This window comes from Bradyrhizobium sp. USDA 376 (assembly GCF_054063675.1).
Genome location: NZ_JBSSGN010000001.1, coordinates 9,189,274 through 9,203,296 on the forward strand (window position 1 = coordinate 9,189,274; position 14,023 = coordinate 9,203,296).

Genomic DNA, 14,023 nt, shown 5'->3' on the forward strand with positions numbered 1-14,023 from the left:
AGGATCTGGAGATTGCCGTGATCGAGGGTAATTCAATTCACCGGGTGGTCTTTCCTTGCCGCCGGATCTTCGGCGGATGGATCAACGCGAATACCGGAGAGCAAATCGCTGTGCGGCCGACGCATTGGCGTATCTGGCCCGGATAGCCGTTATTCCAAATGGATTGGCGTGAGTTGGGGTACGGAGTGCCTTTGACGTCCTCTCTTCGGAAACTATCTAGCGTGGATTGATTGAGGGAGCCTGACGGCATCTCCGAGCGGACCGAATCCGCGCCGGTGCCTTGCGGTGTCCGTCAAGCATTAGTTTTCTCATTGCTGTCGCGGCCGTTGCCAACGTGCCCATGAGCGACAAATCACAGCCTAGACGGCCGCGTACCATGGCATGATTGAGCTGCGGCACTTCTGCTTGAATGGGTCGCAGATTTTCGGCGAATGTCGTCGCCTTGATCGAGCAGCCGGCAATTCTCCCGCGGCCGACGAAACTAGCGTAACGCGTCACCATCTTTTCTCCGAGACCGTACCTTCCCCGGTCCACGAAGTGGACCGGGCATTTTGTCAGCGGCAAGGATAGCCTCGATAATGTGGAAAGCGTAAATCACCATAACCCAATTAGCTTTGTCGAGAACAGACCGGAGCTCGGGATCAACGGATTTGCGGATCGGATGCAGCGCGCAGTTCGCGCGCGGCAGCGACCATGTTGGCGAGCGCAGGCCGAACCTCCTCCCATTTGCGCGTTTTTAGGCCGCAGTCCGGATTGACCCAGAGCTGAGAATCCTGCAAGCGCGTCCGAGCTAGCACGATCAGCTCCTTCATTTCGTCCGTCTCGGGAACGCGCGGAGAGTGAATGTCGTACACGCCCGGTCCGATTTGATTTGGATATTCGTACCTCCTGAACGCATCCAGCAGCTCCATTTTCGATCGCGACGTCTCGATTGAAATGACATCCGCATCCATTGCAGCGATCGCACCGATGATGTCGTTAAACTCTGAGTAGCACATATGTGTATGGATTTGCGTTTGATCGGTAACGCCCGATGAGCAGATGCGGAAGCAATCTCCGGCCCAATCGAGATATGCCTTCCAGTCCGACCGGCGCAATGGCAATCCTTCGCGAAGTGCAGCTTCGTCGATCTGTATCATCGCCGCACCGGCATTCTCGAGATCGCGGACTTCATCGCGCATCGCGAGCGCAAGCTGACGGCAGACCTCGCTTCTAGGAATATCATCGCGAACAAACGACCAGTTCAGGATCGTCACCGGTCCGGTCAACATCGCCTTCATCGGCTTACTAGTTAGTGATTGCGCGTAGCGCCACCATTCCACGGTGATCGGCTTCGGCCGCACTACATCGCCAAACAGGATCGGGGGCCTAACGCAGCGCGAACCATAGGACTGAACCCATCCATTCCTTGTAAATGCGAAGCCGGCGAGTTGCTCGCTGAAGTACTGCACCATGTCATTACGCTCGAATTCGCCATGAACGAGGACGTCAAGACCGATGTCCTCCTGCCAACGTACGGCGCGGGCTATCTCCTCTTTGAGGAACCTGTCGTATTGCTCCTCGCTCATCGCACCTCGCGCATGCGCCGCGCGAGCATTTCGCACCGCTGTGGTCTGCGGAAACGATCCTATCGTCGTGGTGGGAAAAGCCGGTAGTCCAAAGCGTTCCCTTTGGATCTCGGAACGACGGGCAAACGGGGTGGCGCGCTGGCGCATCGTCTGATCGATCGCCCTCATTCGGACAGCGACGTTGGCATTATGGATCTTCGGCGAGGTCCGGCGGGCAGTCGCAGCGCATTCCGACTCGGCAAGAGCTAGCCCAACATTCTGGTCGCCTGCGAGTACCCGCGCCAGGATCGCAAGCTCACGCATCTTCTGAACCGAGAAAGCAAGCCAGCTCTTGACGTCGGACGCGAGCCCGGTCTCGAGTTCAACATCGACCGGCACGTGAAGCAGCGAGCAGGATGGAGCGAGCTGTACACGGTGCCTGCCAAGCTTCGCAATCGAGGGCTTCAGCCGCTGACGGAGCGACGGCAAGTTCGACCGCCACACATTCCGGCCGTCGATGACACCGAGCGACATGACGAGATCACTTCGGCCGTCAGCAACGATCTGATCCAATAGTTCTGGCGCTCGAACCAAATCGACGTGCAGACCGGAAATTGGCAGGCTCAAGGCAGTATCCAGATTGTCGCCTAGGGCGCCGAAATAGCTCGCAAGCATGATCTTGATAGCGGGTCCCTCCTTTGCGAACCGGTTATAGGCGTGCAGCAACGAATTTCGCGCCGCCTCATCCAGATCAAGGACCAGGCAGGGCTCGTCAAACTGAACCCAACTTGCCCCTCGTTTGGCTAATTCATGCAGAAGGTCGATATAGACGGGTATCAGATCATCGAGGAGAGAGAGGGGCTGGAACGCACTATCGGTACTCTTGCCGAGCTTTAAAAATGTGACCGGCCCGATCAGGACAGGGCGGGTCTGAAAGCCAAGAGCCCTCGCTTCCTCATACTCTTCGACGGGTTTGCGAGAGCACAGTCTGAACGCCTGTCCCCGGTAAAACTCAGGAACCATGTAGTGGTAGTTGGTATCGAACCACTTGGTCATTTCCTGCGCGGGCACGCCAGATCCCCGCGGGCTCTGGGCGCAACTCGCATCCTGCTCGCCGCATTGCGATCCGCGGGCCATGGCGAAGTACGTTTGGAGCGAAACGGATTCTCCGTTCGCGGCGTAGATCTCCGGGATTGCGCCAACCATGACGCTTGTATCGAGCACCTGATCATACAGCGAGAAGTCGTTTGACGGAATGATCGTGACGCCGAGCGATTTTTGACGAGCCCAGTTCGCTGCGCGTAGGCCGAATGCGTCTTCGTGCAACTGCTGTTCACTAATCTTTCCAGCCCAGTAGCTTTCTAGAGCGAGCTTGAGCTCACGCCTTGGGCCGATGCGTGGCGTTCCGAGCGTAGCAACTGGAAGAGAGAGAGGAGACATAGCGTTAACCCCTGTTGGGGACAAAGGCCATGGCGGACGCAGGCAGGAGAAGTCGCGCGTGCGACGGCTGCTTGGCGCACCACCGAGACACCCCGCCCGTGGACCAATATATTGTCGGGGCCGGTCTCCTGGCTTGCTGGTCATCGCTGCTGTCCGGCCTTCCCGAAGCCGTGCAGGCTTCAGCGACATCGTCGGACAGCGGCTCGCCGCTCACAGTTGCGGGGGCAGAGCCGGCATTTGCACCGGCTTCCCTCTTAGCTCCGGATCAATGGGAACCGGAGAACCTCGACGACTTGGATTATCGGCAGGAGAACTCTTCCGTCAACCTCTCAGATTATGTGCAAGCTAATCTGCGACATCCGCTAGCCGAATGACCGTGCATCTCTGTGACTTCACCATCTAGAAACATTCTCTCATCAGAGATGTCATAATCAGACATATCCTTCTCAGATGCCGGATAAGCATCGGAGCTGCCTTGAGGCGGAGCCGCACGCTAAATTGATGAAAGGGACAGAAGCAGCCTGCCGGCGGGAGTACCGACGTTATATCAGAGCGCTTTCAATGCGGCTTTGCGATTTCCAGAGGTTCGCCCAGCACCTCAGCTAGCCAGCTCTTCGCTCAACTAAAGGATCTGCGGCGAATAGGCCAAGGCACGTGGCGAAATTTAGCAACTGGCGAGGGGTTGATTTGCGTGCCACCCAGACTTCAGAGCTGGGATCAAGCCGGCTTGGTGCTTGGCAATCACGCAGCTCGAACGCGGGCGGCACGATAGCGAACCACACAGCTCAATGGCGGCAAACCCACTTCCGTCCACAGGCATCCGGCATCGAGGCGTTCAACTCTTCTGCTAAATATCCGGTGCGGGACATGGATGCACAAGCTGCGGCGGATACGCCAAACAGAAACATCGAAAACATGCAAAGGTCGGAAAGTCGACAAGAGTGACACAAACTCCGTGAAATTTTCCGCCTATTGCCTGGCACGAAGAATGCAGACCCTCGGAATGCCCAGTCTCCTCCTCTGGGCAGGTCCAGCTCAGCCAATTGACGCAGTCGCTGCCGGGGAAGTTAGCTGCGCATGACATAGAGGGGAGCGCCTGCTCGCGCGGGACAGCTAGCGGGTGCATCCCCGTAAACTTCTTGCGATGGCATAGCAGGTTCGAGGTTGCCTGCTTCACAAGATATTTGGATGAAACGCGATAGGCCGAGGGTTATGAAGAGAATGCCTGGAAGACCCGCGCTATGGCTTAGCGTGGTCGGATTTTTAATCTGCCTCGCCTGGCCGGCTGCCATGAGCAATAATATTCGGGCCAGCGACAGTCCCCTTGTCGAACGACTGAAGTCAACTTGGCGAGCGCAAGATGGTGAGACGATAGAACAAATTATCTCCAATGTCTCGAAGGTGGCACAGTTCGTGCCTCAAATGTGGGGCGTTGTTGAACTTGGCCAAAACGACTTTATTTTCGTTTCGTGGACCAGACACCGGGACAACAAATCGGACGAACAGTACGTTATCGCCTGGAAGATCGCCCTCGACGGCACGCTTGAACTTGCGTCGACTTATGCGAAGCCGATGGAATTGGGCTGGCGCGCCCTGGCGCTCTCCCTAATCGCCAGTGAAGTCGCAGATGGCGAAAGGGACGCAAATCTTCGCTTTCTGCATGATCCGGCCAACTTCAACTTTGTGACTACCCCGCAAGGCCGGCTCGGCGATCTTCTGCGGCAGGGCCGCTGCACTATCATTGAACCAGTTGGAGTGGACTACTTACCGAAGCGGAATGATAAACCGGCCGAGAAGGGTGGCGTGTGGCGCGTTCTGCTCTTGGTGAATTGTAGTATCCAAGGACCACGTTATTTTACACACAACGGGGTCATCACTTTCGAGAAGAGAGAAGGACAGGATTGGGAGCCACAATCCTCCTTTGCCAAACGCATCGCGAAATTTCCCCCTGGCTCCTGGTTCCAACGCACCGAGCCAAAAGAAGAGGAAGACTTAGGAGAGCCAAGGCCTGAGTAAACCGCCGCAGAGCAACATCTTGCCGCAGTGGCGGAGCGCCTCGAACCTATTGCAAGACATACGCGCTCTACACTTGCTTTGTTTTAGCATCCGCAACGGTCCGGGTGCCTTTCTCGCAGCAGTCCGTCCCGTCGCAAGAAGGTCGGGCCGCGCGATTCCGTTTGTTCCGCCTAGTGTCAGCGGCGCGCACGAGCTTGCGAGATGTGGTTTTCCCGCCTTCACTCCACCCGGTGTGAGGACATCAGTTTGCGTAGCAACGTCGAAGGCACCAGGAAATGAGTGCTGAGACGAAGCCGGCGAGGAAGTTACCGGAAACCGTTCACCGGTAGCAACCCAGCATACCGCTGGGCGCTTGCGCATTTCGGAGCGTGCAGACCGGGAAGCTCAGAGCCGTACGCAAGAACGTCGAGGACCAGACTGGCTCGGCCCTAGCTTATCTGGCACCCATTCGTCTGCACGTCATAGATCCGGATTTCGAAGCATGGAAAACACTTCTATAACTGTGCTCCACCTGCCCTGGTCGACATCAACGATCATCCTGCCGGGCGGAAAAGGCATCGGATTTGCGCGGTTTGCTCGCGCAAGGAGCTAAGTTATGCGCGGGCGTCTACGCTGAACTCCATTGCGTCTTCTTCTAAATCGGTCAGAGCGAGCCAGACAAGATTTTTCACATCTTTTCGTGTGAAATGCGAAATTTCATCGCAGAACCGTCGGCAGCGGCAAGATTGCCGCTGGGAGCCGTGGCCGACCAGAACAAGGTTGCTCCTCAACGCCTGACTCCACCGCGAGCGCCGGCGCTTCATAGTCGGTCTCCTTTTTTGCAAAACACAACATTCCGGGGTTCGGGTTTGTTCAGCATCGCCCGTTCGGCCCGCCCGCGAGGATTTCCCCCTCAGGTGGAGGGTACAGCGCGGTCCTAGTGAGAGAGCCGATGCTCGAAGAATACCGCCGCCCGCCCCGAAGAAATCACTTGATCCTTACGCAGCGTCAGGCCGTAGGTTCGCGTTCCGGCGAAGCGCTCATAGAGCGCTCGGAAATGCCGGCGGAATAACGCACATAATGCTGTCAAGCAGTCGAATGTATCGGCACCGTATCGTGCGTGAAACGTGGATCAGGAGCGAAAGGTTATTGTCGGTGAACCGCGGAATTATGTTCGCATTGCTCGCTCTCGTCACATCTCCGGTCTGCGCCGCGACGCTCAGCGGTGCTCCGCGCATCCTCGACGGCAATACGATCGAGATCGAGAAAACCAACGTTCGGCTCTCAGGCATCGAAGCTCCTGAGACGGACCAGATTTGTCTCGACACCAACGGTCGCAAATGGGCCTGCGGCGTAGCTGCTCGCGACGAGCTTATCAAGCATTCAAATGGGCGAACCTGGGATTGTCACACCCAGAGAGTCGATGAGTACAGACGAGCCCTCGGTAACTGCTTCATCGAAGGCGAGAATGTGAATGTCTGGATGGTACGCTCGGGCTGGGCACTATCGGCTGCTGCATCTCACGCTGTCTATGAGTTGTCGGCAAGCACAGCCCATGCCGGACTGTGGTCGGGAGCGTTCATCGCTCCGTGGGACTGGCCTCGCCGCAATAAGGGCACGATGATCATCGGCGCGTGGTCGGTTCCGATCGACGCGCAGGAAGTACTGCTCGGATCAGTCCTGCTGTCGGAACCACCGTCCCCCGAGTGCCTGATAAAAGGCACTGTCGAGCGCAGCGGCGAGCGGATTTATCACCTGCCAGGGCAAGCCAGCTACGAACTAATCGATATGACGAAGAAGCGCAGCGAACGCTGGCTTTGTAGCGAAGCGGAAGCCGAAGCCACCGGGTGGCGTAAGGCCGTGCGATGAGGCGACACATGCATGCAGCCAATTCTCCAAATATGAACCATTTAACCAGCACTGCGCGTTCGCGCCGTTCGCTGTTGTTGTTTGCTGCTTCGACAGTTTTCCTACGATTCGGCAATAAAATTGCCGATGCAAGGGAAGCAAAAGGCACGCCCAAGCCAGATAACCTGCTGTCGCCAGATGCTGCCCTGAAGCGGCTGCTGATGGGAAACGATCGTTATGTCCAGGGTACATCGCGAGCCGACGATTTCAGGCGCGAGCGTTCGGCTTTGGTCGAAGGCCAAAATCCATATGCGGCGGTTTTGAGCTGCGCCGACTCTCGCGTGGCGCCCGAACTTGTGTTCGACAGCGGGCTCGGTGATCTGTTTGTCTGCCGCGTCGCCGGCAACTTCGCTAATGATGATACGCTCGCCAGTATGGAATATGCGGTCGCAGTACTGAACACGCCGCTAATCCTCGTACTAGGCCACGATCATTGCGGCGCGATAGACGCTACGATCAAGTCGCTCCATCAAGATAAGCCGCCGCCAGGGCACATTTCATCCCTGGTGACCGCACTTGCTCCCGCGGTGAACGCATCTCTAGGGCAAGCCGGCGATATATCCGCCCACGCAACCCGAAAAAATGTGATCGACAATGTGAACAAACTCAGATCGACGGGCCCGATTCTGACGGCTGCAGTTGAGCAGAACCGGCTGAAAGTCGTCGGAGGCCTGTATCGGATCGGCACCGGTAAGGTCGATATTGTCAGCTGACGCTAGCACATTCACACCCGAGGCGAATCATCTGCCGTGTGATACGGCCCTTCCGTTCCGCTGTTTGGTCCACCGTCTGCGACAAATGCCCCGGATACCATCCGCTCCATAATAATGATCACTTCGGGAAGTCCTTCGGTATGCGTGGCGTCTTGATTCTCCTCATGTTCTACCTACTCATGTTAGCAACACGCGGCGAGCATCAAGAAACGCACCTAACGCGTCCGACAGCGTTCATGCCTCCATATTGAGTTGCAAACCCAATAGCGTGGTTCCGGTAGCAGATAGCGATGAAGCGCATTGCCTGGCTGTGAACTCCAGAGCCGGCGACGAGAGCTATGGCTGATTTTGGGTGACGCGGCCTGATCAGGCGGCGTGGCTTTCAGTGTTCGGAATGACTTCGATTCCGTCGATGAACTTTACACCGGCGATGACTTTCGGCAACTGGTTCGTGCTCTTCAATCGCCGCCAGGTCTTCGATGCGGCGTCGATGAGCTTGAACACCATCAGCTTCGCAGTTTGTTGCGACAGCGATCCCTTGGTCCGCACCGTTCGGTGGCGCACCGTGGCGAAGACGCTCTCGATCGGGTTCGAGCTGCGTAGGTGGATCCAGTGCTCAGCAGGGAAGTCGAAGAAGGCGAGCAGCGCATGGCGATCCTTGATCAGGCACTCCACCGCACGTCCGTATTTGACGTGGTATTTCTCGACGAAGACGTCGATCGCGGTTTCAGCTTCGGCCCGGTGTGGGGCCAGATAGATGTTCCGCAGGTCGTTCTTCATGGGGCCCTGCACGGATTTGGCGACCTTGTCGAGTACGTTGCTCACTTTATGGCACCAGCATCGTTGGTGCCGCGTGCCGGGAAAGGCCTCGTCCAGTGCCTTCCAGAAGCCGAGGGCGCCGTCGCCGATGGCGAGTTGCGGGGCAATCCGTAACCCGCGTTGCCGCAGGTCGATCAGGAGTTCGCGCCAGCTCTGCGCGCTCTCGCGCACGCCGACCTGGAAGCCGATCAGCTCCTTCTTGCCTTCCGGCGTGGTGCCAATCAGCACCAGCATGCATTCGCTGTGATCTTCCATGCGGGCCTGCAGGTACACGCCATCGGCCCAGATGTAGACATAGCGACGCGCCGACAGATCGCGTCTCTGCCAGCGTTCGTACTCGACCTGCCAATCGGCCTTCAGGCCGGCGATCACCGAAGGCGACAGGTTCGGCGCATCCTTGCCGAGCAGCGCCGAGAGCGCCTCCTGGAAGTCGCCGGTCGAGATGCCGCGCAAATAGAGGACCGGGATCAAGGCATCCAGGCTCTTCGTCCGCCGCGCCCATAGCGGCAGGATTGCCGAACTGAAGCGGAGGCGGTCGCCTGGCCCGCTCGCTCCGCGGTCGCGGACCTTGGGACGAGCGACCTCCACCGGACCGATGCCGGTCGCAATCTCGCGCACCGGACCGTGCCCATGTCGGACCAGGCGCGCTCGACCGTCGGGCAGCGTCAGATTGGCCGTGCTGGCCAGAAACGCGCCAACCTCGATCTCGATCGCCCTGGCAAGCAGGTCCCGCGCGCCGGCACGAACGATATCGGTCAGTGGATCATCAACCGCGGACGGCTGACGGAAAGCAAGAACATTGGTAGTCTCGGTCATGGCGTATCGCTCTCCTCGAGAGGTTCTGGCAGGCTCGTCACCCGCCTCGATACGCCGCCTTCCTCACACCGTCATCACCCAGATTCCGCCATAGCTCCGGCGACGATCCTGAGATCTTCTAGCTCCGATCGAGCACGCCATGAATGGTGTTGCTTTATCACCAAGCTCAGCCAGGGCTGCAGATCACATAGAACAACCAGCAGGACTGCCATCATTCGTTATGATAGTCTCGTTCGCCGCCAAGGACCCGGCCCGCAATGATAAGGCCGTTGAAAGCATGGTTGTTTTCACCACGATCTCGCATGCGCTGCCTGATATTGCACACAGTCGCGCGACCCGCCCGCTTTGGACAATTTACTATCCGTCCTCCATAACGAGTTCGACACGAGACGAAACTGGCAGCTCGCAAATTGCATAGCGTGTACGCGAAACCCATCAGGTTGTTAGTCGCTGCGGACACAGTAAGTTGTGCCAGATTTGTCCGCCCAGGCGAATACCAGAACAATGATTCAAATGTTGCGCACCGCGTCTGCCAGCCAGAAATCATCTAACAACCGATAGATTTGGCAAGCAAGCTCTTCAACCACGGCGTCGCTCAGTAGGAAACAGAAGACTAGCTTCAGAACGTGGATCCCTCATCAGTCGTAACGCTCGTGGCGCAGGCATGCTGCGCGAATTTGGCAAGCTCGGCCAAAATCTCAGCATTGGAAAACCGCCGAAGAGGGAGGCGCCGGCGGCTGCAAAAGAGGTCGACAGGTCAGAATTCTGCCCGAATTTCTTGCGTCCTGTAGGACAGAAGGTAGACGGCTCGTGTGCTGCAACGAGCCTCCTAAGCTCCCCGGGGCCTCTTCGAAGCGCGCCTTGTCTTTGCTTGCATGAGCCGGGTACTCTTGCAGTGCCTCGAACAGATTTGATCGCGTAATTCAGCGTCTTGAGCTCCGTGCGTTTGCTGAACACCAGCTGTCTGGAGGTCCGCTTCTAACCAGGCGCTCCCCGCAGTCGCACGAACAGCTATTGGGCTGTTGGTAGCATCGGGAGATCGGAGCGGGTCTTAATTTTGGCACTAACGTTGAATCTGGCCGGTCGGCGATCGAGGTCCGCTTCTGTCGGTTTGCTTGCGGCTTGTTGAGTCAATGACATTGGCGGAAAGTATACACGAAGACACGAGCATGTGTGGCACGGCGCGGCGGAATGATCTCGCGAGATTCGGACAAGGCCGGCAGACATGCTTAATGGCACGCCGATTGCTGAGACGATGGAAAACTAAGTCGCAGGCTTGAGCGCCCTCCCGAGCATAGCTCAGGAACTCCAAACGATAGCGGTACGACGACCCCACCTCGTTTAGGTGGACGGGATGAGCGAGACTCGCGCGTGGATTTGACAACGCGAGGGACGCTCGTTCCATGCATCAAGACAGACATCAAGACGGGCATGATGCCGCCTCCTATCAGCGGATCGAGGTGATCACAGGGGAGAGGCGACGGCGCAGTTGGAGCGATGCGGAGAAGGCGCGGATCGTGGCCGAGAGTGCCGATCCGGAGACGAGCATTTCCGAGGTGGCTCGACGCAACGGGGTGAACCGGGGACTGCTCAGTGTGTGGCGGCGCCAGGCGCGGCTCGCGTCGAGCGAAGCGCCGCAGTTCGTGCAAGTCAGGCTCCAGGCCGCCGTCGAGGCGCAGCCGAACGCGATCGATAAGGCGCATGTTCTGACGGATCCGGCCGAGCGGATCGAGGTGATGATCGCGGGCGCGACGGTGCGCGTGCCCGTCGGCGTCGACGCCGCGACGCTGGAGCGCGTGCTGGCGGCGGTGAGATCGACGCGATGATCTCTTTCGGTCCAATGGTCCGTGTGTTCGTCGCGACGCAGCCGATTGACTTTCGTAAAGGCGTTCATGGCCTTGTCGCGCTGGTAGCGGAGGGATTAGGCGGCAAGCCCTACAGCGGTGACGTTTATGTCTTCCGATCGAAGCGATCGGATCGTTTGAAGCTACTGGTTTTTGACGGCTCGGGAATGGTTCTAGCGACGAAGTGGCTGGAGAATGGGGGCTTTGCCTGGCCACCTGTTCGCGAGGGTACGATGCCGGTGACGGGGGCGCAACTGGCGATGCTGATTGAAGGTCTTGCGGAGTGGTCGCGTGTGGTCCCGAAGGTGACGAAGCGGCCGACGAAGGTTGCCTGAAGCGTCTTGTTTTGCTGGCGATTGCGAGTGCGTTCGTGTAGCTCTGCGATATGGCGCTTCGCCCCGAAGATCTCCCCTCTGACCCTGCGGCTCTTGCCGAGATGGTGCTGGCTTTCGAAGGCGAGAACGATGATCTGCGCGCAGAGATCGCCACGTTGAAGAGCCTGATCTTCGGCGCACGATCGGAGCGCGCGGCGATCGTCTGCGCCGAACAGATCGCGTTTGATCTGGAACGGACCGCCGGCTCACAGCTCCCGGCCAATGACGACAAACCGGACGCGCCGCGGCCGGAGCGGCGCAAAGCGAAGCGCAACATCGGCGCGCTGCCGGCGCATCTGCCTCGGGTCGAGCGGGTGATCGAGCCGGCGTCCACGCTGTGCCCGTGCTGCACGGGTCAGATGCATCGGATCGGCGAGGAGAGCAGCGAAGCGCTCGATCGGGTTCCCGCGTGGCTGCGCGTGCTCCGCACGATCCGTCCAAAATACGCCTGCCGCTCCTGTGAGGGCCCGATTGTCCAGGCCCCGGCACCGGCGCGGCTCGTCGAGGGCGGCATGGCAACGACGGCGCTGATCGCGCATATCGCCGCGGCCAAATATGCCTGGCAATCGACGCTCTATCGCCAGACGCAGATCCTGGCGGGTCAGGGTGTCGTCGTCGACCGTCAGACGCTGGCGCGCTGGATGGGGAGCGCGGCGTGGCTGGTCAGGGGCCTCTACGATCTGCAACTGAAGACTATGCACGGCTTCGAGCGGCTGTTCTGCGACGAGACGCCGATGCCAGTGCTCGATCCGGGACGCGGCCGCACGAGGATCTGCCAGTTCTGGGCGCACGCGACGGACGATCGGGCGTGGAAGGGGCCGGCGCCGCCGGCGGTCGCCTACGTGTTCGCAGGTGGTCGCGGCAAAAAGGAGATCGTGGCGCAGTTAGCCGGCTTCGAAGGCGTGCTGCAAGTCGACGGCTATGCCGCCTACGCCTCGCTGGCGGGCGATGCGATGATGTCGGGCCAGATCCAGCTGGCGTATTGTCTCGTTCACGCGCGCCGCAACTTCGTGAGGGTGCACAAGACGACGAACTCACCCTTCGCCGCGGAGGTCATCGAGCGCATTGCGGCCGTCTACGCGATCGAGGAGAGGATCCGCGGTCTCGATGCTGGGGAACGCCGCGCGACGCGACAGGCCGAGACGAAGCCGCTGATGGAGGCGTTGAGGGCCCGTCTGATCGCGGTGAAGGACGGGATCTCCCGCCGCTCGACGCTCATCAAGGCGATCGACTACATGCTCGAACGCTGGCAGGGCCTGACGACGTTCCTGGATGACGGGCGGCTCGAGCCGGACACCAACACGGTCGAACGATCGATCAGGCCAATTGCGATCGGAAAAAAGAACTCGTTGTTCAGTGGTGACGAAGGCGGGGGCGAGACCTGGGCGATACTCGCTTCGCTTCTTAACACAGCGAAATTGAATGGCCTCGACCCCGAGGCGTATCTCGTCGACGTTCTCGATCGCATGGTGAGCGGCGCCACGAAGACCAACCAGCTTCACGAACTTCTGGCCTGGAACTGGAAGGCCGCACGCGAAGCCGAAAAGCGGGCCGTGGCATGACGAAGCCGAAGCAAGGGCGGGGAACGCGAAAAGCACGCAAGACGACGATGGCGGACTATGCCATGTCGTTCGAACGGCTCGGGCAATGGATCAGCAAGCGCGCCAGGTCGCCGACGCTTCGGCATCCGCGGGCGACGTCGCTCTCCATGCTCGATGGCGCGGTGGCCGCGGTCGTCGCCGGGCCGGTCTCGATGGCGTCCGAGGAATGGGTGTGCCCGCTCCTCGGCGTAGATCCCGACGCCTTCAATCACGACACCGAGGAGTTCTCGGCAATCGCCGCCACGCTGATGCGCCACAACGCTATCAGCGAGACGCTGTCGACGAGACCGGAGAGCTTCGAGCCGCTGTTCGTGCGATCACCGGACGGCGAAGTCGACCCGCAGCCCTGGTGCATGGGCTTCTACGCCGTCATGAAGCTTCGGCTTCTCGTCTGGTCGCGGCTTCTCCCCCCGAATGGAACCGAACACCTTATGCTGCGGCCGATCTTGGTCCATTGCATCGACGACGCCGGTCGACCCTTGCTACCCCCGGCCCGGCGCACGCTGGGAACGCAGCCCATCATCCAAAACGCCTGGCGCAACATTCCAGCAACCGTCGAGGCCCTCCGGCAGTTCTGGATGCCTATACGCTTCAAGCGCGGTGCGTAGGCCGTCCGCACCAAGTCCGTGGCTCCGTGGGCCTCTCGTACCGTTTACCTCCAAACTTGGCTCGACCCGGCTTGTCCGACGTATGAGCACACGTCCATGGAGAAGACATGACATCGCATGCCCCCCCGACCAGCCGCCGGAGATCCAGCCCGGCAACCACGGGCCGATGTCGCGCCGCCGTCTACCGGCTGTTTTGCCGGCCAGCCTCCATGCAACGGCAACAGCTACATCTCAGTCTGGCTTCCCGGCCCTTAAATTGGGAAGCTACCGTGCGCAATCTCATGCAAGCGATATCAACTGCGACAGCTCTGAGAATGTCCTCCAGCCGGTATCGTATCACCCAGCTTCGCCCCGTGCG

10 protein-coding genes and 1 riboswitch are annotated in these 14,023 nt (G+C 59.3%); of the genes, 8 read left to right on the forward strand and 2 right to left on the reverse strand.

The annotated features are described in order from the left end of the window. Positions 1-641 precede the first annotated feature (641 nt). Positions 642-2,987, reverse strand: a complete 2,346-nt coding sequence (gene metE, locus ACVJ19_RS43185; protein ID WP_011084864.1) for a 5-methyltetrahydropteroyltriglutamate--homocysteine S-methyltransferase — start codon at positions 2,985-2,987, stop codon at positions 642-644. 101 nt (positions 2,988-3,088) lie between these two features. Next, positions 3,089-3,290: riboswitch (cobalamin riboswitch) on the reverse strand. Between the two features lie 351 nt (positions 3,291-3,641). Between metE and ACVJ19_RS43190 the strand changes: the two genes are divergently transcribed. The 4 genes from ACVJ19_RS43190 to ACVJ19_RS43205 all read left to right on the forward strand — a co-directional run bounded on the left by ACVJ19_RS43190 (position 3,642) and on the right by ACVJ19_RS43205 (position 7,603). Continuing rightward, positions 3,642-3,932: a hypothetical protein gene (locus tag ACVJ19_RS43190; protein WP_131234261.1), complete on the forward strand. Its 291-nt coding sequence runs from the start codon at positions 3,642-3,644 to the stop codon at positions 3,930-3,932. A gap of 345 nt (positions 3,933-4,277) precedes the next feature. After that, positions 4,278-5,003, forward strand: coding sequence for a hypothetical protein (locus tag ACVJ19_RS43195; RefSeq protein WP_014497786.1), 726 nt, complete (start codon positions 4,278-4,280; stop codon positions 5,001-5,003). 1,134 nt (positions 5,004-6,137) lie between these two features. After that, positions 6,138-6,851 (forward strand): thermonuclease family protein, encoded by a 714-nt coding sequence (locus ACVJ19_RS43200; protein ID WP_014497787.1) that lies wholly within the window; start codon positions 6,138-6,140, stop codon positions 6,849-6,851. An 8-nt stretch (positions 6,852-6,859) separates the two neighbouring features. After that, positions 6,860-7,603 carry a carbonic anhydrase gene (locus tag ACVJ19_RS43205; protein WP_026312601.1) on the forward strand — a complete coding sequence of 248 codons (744 nt, stop codon included), beginning with the start codon at positions 6,860-6,862 and terminating at the stop codon, positions 7,601-7,603. Positions 7,604-7,969: 366 nt separating this feature from the next. On the opposite strand, the gene ACVJ19_RS43210 is transcribed toward ACVJ19_RS43205, so the two are convergent. Further along, positions 7,970-9,238, reverse strand: a complete 1,269-nt coding sequence (locus ACVJ19_RS43210) for an IS256 family transposase (RefSeq protein ID WP_038952271.1) — start codon at positions 9,236-9,238, stop codon at positions 7,970-7,972. Positions 9,239-10,641: 1,403 nt separating this feature from the next. Here ACVJ19_RS43210 and tnpA point away from each other — a divergent pair. The 4 genes from tnpA to ACVJ19_RS43230 are packed head-to-tail and all read left to right on the forward strand — an operon-like array spanning position 10,642 to position 13,665. Continuing rightward, entirely contained in the window at positions 10,642-11,064 is a 423-nt protein-coding gene (gene tnpA, locus ACVJ19_RS43215) for an IS66-like element accessory protein TnpA (protein ID WP_424578819.1), read from the forward strand. Beyond that, positions 11,061-11,417 carry an IS66 family insertion sequence element accessory protein TnpB gene (tnpB, locus tag ACVJ19_RS43220; protein ID WP_018273742.1) on the forward strand — a complete coding sequence of 119 codons (357 nt, stop codon included), beginning with the start codon at positions 11,061-11,063 and terminating at the stop codon, positions 11,415-11,417. Before tnpA ends, tnpB begins: the two co-directional genes overlap by 4 nt. Positions 11,418-11,467: 50 nt before the next feature. Next, positions 11,468-13,018 (forward strand): IS66 family transposase, encoded by a 1,551-nt coding sequence (gene tnpC, locus ACVJ19_RS43225; protein ID WP_035681142.1) that lies wholly within the window; start codon positions 11,468-11,470, stop codon positions 13,016-13,018. Beyond that, positions 13,015-13,665 carry a UPF0149 family protein gene (locus ACVJ19_RS43230; protein WP_063712394.1) on the forward strand — a complete coding sequence of 217 codons (651 nt, stop codon included), beginning with the start codon at positions 13,015-13,017 and terminating at the stop codon, positions 13,663-13,665. The genes tnpC and ACVJ19_RS43230 overlap by 4 nt, the downstream gene beginning before the upstream one ends. Positions 13,666-14,023: the final 358 nt, after the last annotated feature.

Excerpts from the sequence above, each read along its gene's own strand:
- metE (WP_011084864.1), bottom strand. The coding sequence starts at position 2,987 with ATGTCTCCTCTCTCTCTTCCAGTTGCTACGCTCGGAACGCCACGCATC.
- ACVJ19_RS43195 (WP_014497786.1), top strand. The coding sequence starts at position 4,278 with ATGAGCAATAATATTCGGGCCAGCGACAGTCCCCTTGTCGAACGACTG.
- ACVJ19_RS43205 (WP_026312601.1), top strand. The coding sequence starts at position 6,860 with ATGCATGCAGCCAATTCTCCAAATATGAACCATTTAACCAGCACTGCG.
- ACVJ19_RS43210 (WP_038952271.1), bottom strand. The coding sequence starts at position 9,238 with ATGACCGAGACTACCAATGTTCTTGCTTTCCGTCAGCCGTCCGCGGTT.
- tnpA (WP_424578819.1), top strand. The coding sequence starts at position 10,642 with ATGCATCAAGACAGACATCAAGACGGGCATGATGCCGCCTCCTATCAG.
- tnpB (WP_018273742.1), top strand. The coding sequence starts at position 11,061 with ATGATCTCTTTCGGTCCAATGGTCCGTGTGTTCGTCGCGACGCAGCCG.
- tnpC (WP_035681142.1), top strand. The coding sequence starts at position 11,468 with ATGGCGCTTCGCCCCGAAGATCTCCCCTCTGACCCTGCGGCTCTTGCC.
- ACVJ19_RS43230 (WP_063712394.1), top strand. The coding sequence starts at position 13,015 with ATGACGAAGCCGAAGCAAGGGCGGGGAACGCGAAAAGCACGCAAGACG.